Origin of the sequence: Vibrio sp. S234-5, assembly GCF_000960595.1 — a bacterium.
Classification (GTDB): Bacteria; Pseudomonadota; Gammaproteobacteria; order Enterobacterales; family Vibrionaceae; genus Vibrio.
The window spans coordinates 1-2,989 of record NZ_JZAM01000340.1 but is presented as its reverse complement, the minus strand read 5'-3'; the positions used below and the strand labels follow the sequence as shown (position 1 = coordinate 2,989).

The 2,989-nt window shown below is 39.3% G+C and carries 2 protein-coding genes; both read right to left on the bottom strand.

What is annotated here, in order from left to right; genetic code table 11:
- Positions 1-888 precede the first annotated feature (888 nt).
- Positions 889-1,617 carry a Fic family protein gene (locus tag UF06_RS18915; RefSeq protein ID WP_045571814.1) on the bottom strand — a complete coding sequence of 243 codons (729 nt, stop codon included), beginning with the start codon at positions 1,615-1,617 and terminating at the stop codon, positions 889-891.
- Entirely contained in the window at positions 1,604-2,272 is a 669-nt protein-coding gene (locus UF06_RS18910) for a type IV toxin-antitoxin system AbiEi family antitoxin domain-containing protein (RefSeq protein WP_045571813.1), read from the bottom strand. The genes UF06_RS18915 and UF06_RS18910 overlap by 14 nt, the downstream gene beginning before the upstream one ends.
- Between the last annotated feature and the right edge of the window lie 717 nt (positions 2,273-2,989).

Below are 2,989 nucleotides of genomic sequence, written 5' to 3'. Positions count from 1 at the left end.
AGATACGTTAGAAATCAACGGCCAACGGTTCATCACTGGACTTCAAGAGCACCAAACACAACTACTCAAATTACTCGGTAGATTCTATGAGGTAGTTTATTCCTAAATTAGCTGCGGAATGTCGGATTGAGGCAAACAAAGAACCTTGCCTGTTTTACGGCTTGAGTAAACCACGAATTTTAGGGTAAAAATACTCATTTGCCGACAACACAAAACGAATGGCCGGAGAAATCCCACAAGATTGAACCCCTAATTTTACCTGAGTTGCATAACGCCGCGTTAAGGGGCGCAGGCACGCACTACAAACGTGACCGCATACAACTTAACCACTAAACAAACTGCAAGCCAAAAATGCCACGCGTGCCAAGTCCCTCTTGAACGCCTTGTTATGCTTAAGCTTCAATGACTTACGGTTTACCAAAACCGAGATTAACTCAGCTTTAACTCACAAACAAAAGCCAAAAACCAAAAAACTGAAATGACTCATAATTTTGAAAATCAGACTTTGAACTTTGGCAGATAAAACCGAAAAACCTAAGATCAAACTTCTGATTGAGCCAACCGCCCTAACCTCACGCTTGCCCGAAAATTGATTGAGGCAATTCTCTGAATTTCCAGCGCCAAAGAATAAATGTCCAGAAAACAGCGCCAAACGAAGCCAACTTGCCGAAAAACTAGAAACTAACAAGCCGATGGTACAAAGAAAAATCACAAAGCACTGAATTTACGTGATTAAACATAACGCTGCGTTAAGGTGTGAGCAACGCAACCACGAAACTTAACCTTACCACCGTAAACACAAAACCCAACGATGGAATAAAAAATGCCAAGCGTTGGGAATCACTCTTAAATGCTTTGTTATGTGCCTGGAGATGCAGCCAAAAACTGTTACTCTGTACGCTCTCGCTCTAATTTATACGCTCGATACTCTCGGGATACTTGTTCATCAGAATAATCTCCATCAACGTTATTTGTTTGCCCCACACCATCTAGTCCTTTGATACTTTTAATTGAGCCGCCCCACGAGTCACGATTTCTAGACGAGCCGACAAATTGAGACAAATATGCGTTTAAAGTTTTATCTCTTGGCTTCTCAATTTCCTTACTTAAAGCAGTCAAATAATCAAACTTCGTCGTTTTTTCCCACTCAATTGAAAACCCAGCACGGTGACACAACTCCGTATGAATCAACAACATTGTTCGACCATTTCCATCTAGAAATGGGTGACCATAAGCAAATAAGCCCATTACTTCACCAGGGTTAGCTCGCATATATTCTTTGTCTTGACCCAACCGCAAACCATAGTCAATTGAACGCTGTATTTCCATAGGATGACAAAACTTAACCCCTGCTTTAGATATAGCTTTATCTGGAACTAATTCATTTCTATCCTTACCAGCCCATGGATAAATTTCAGAGAATAATATCTTATGAACCTCTAAGAAGTCCCTATATGTAATTTCATCTCTTTTTGAGAGGTATTCTAAAGCATCATCTAGACCCGCACGAAACATCGTATGTTCTAGTTCTCTAATTACATTAGGATCTTTTTCTTTGAATCTGTTTTGTAAGTAACCATTTTCCTCAAAGTCTAAAAAAGGGTCAAAAACTGACATGACGTTCCCTTAGATAATTAACTGACAACAGAGCAACTTGTTGCATTGTTAGCTTTCCTGCTCTTTTTAATGCAACTAATAAATCTTCAACAGGATCGTGTTTGACTTCATCCCCTGCCAATGAAGTTACAGAATCAGCAAATTGGTCTATTGAGTTGTATGCGTAAGACACATTATATTGCTTAGCCAACTTGAAGACGTACTCTTCAATGTTTTTTGTCGGCATGCGTCCAATCGGCGCAACAACACCATTCTTACAACTATGACTCGTTTTATGGTTTCTCAGTATGATTTGTATATCATTCAACTTCAAAATTCTATCCGTGCGAGAGGACTTTGTTTCAATTACCAATGTGGACTTTGGTTTGGCGTTTTTGAGTTCTTTAGATAAGTTACCGTGCAATTGTAAGCCTAGCTTTTTCACGATGTCTCTAACTACTTGATCTGTAGGAGCACAAGTTTTCACATCCCCACCCTTAGGTTGAGCTTTTGCATAAAAACCTCGTGAAATTCTCAACAACTCACCATTATCAATTAGCTTAGATAAAACGAAAGTCACCTGAGACGGGCTACCGAGTGAAGCTAAGTCTGACCGTGAAAAAACAGCACCTTTACGATGTATGATCGATTGTCTTATACGAGTTTCAAGTTTCATAAAATGCACCTACTAAAACACACATTTTAATTTTAACAGCAAAAGGAAAAACCATCAATTTAGCAGATGAAAAACAATAATTTAGAACAAAAACAAGACCTTAAAAACCGTCATAAATTGTAGGCATTCAAACTAACTTTGCCTTGGCACATAACGCCCAATTAAGTGGTGAACAACGCACTGGCCAAGCCGCTGCATTGCACCGTAAAACACTTTACCTGACGCATAGTAAAACTGCCACGCGTTGAGAATCCACTTGAATTGCTTGTTATGTGAATTTTACCGGGAATTCAAAGTAAACCACCGTAGAAATGAAGAAATTTGAATAAGTTACGTACAAAAATGATGCTTACCAAAACCTAAATTTCACAGCGTTCTGAGCCAAAGAGAGCCACTTACAGAATCGACAACAAAGAAAGCGCCTTTTCAGCAACCGCTAAATTTTTTGCGTCACCAGATTTTCAGAGCTGAATGTCAGCAAGCAAATCAGTCAAAAAGACATTTCAATTAAAGCGATTTGAAACTGGCGAAACTCAACACAAACCAAACCCAAAACTTAATTGAGGCAACCCAAGAACCTTGGAAATGATCAGGGCAAGATCATGAACATTTCTTGTACAACGCAAGGTTAAATTTGACCTGAAGCACGGTCTGTGATCTTATGCTCTTCTTTTGGGGAGCGACCATGAATATTAATACCATCAAAGCGCATTTCAG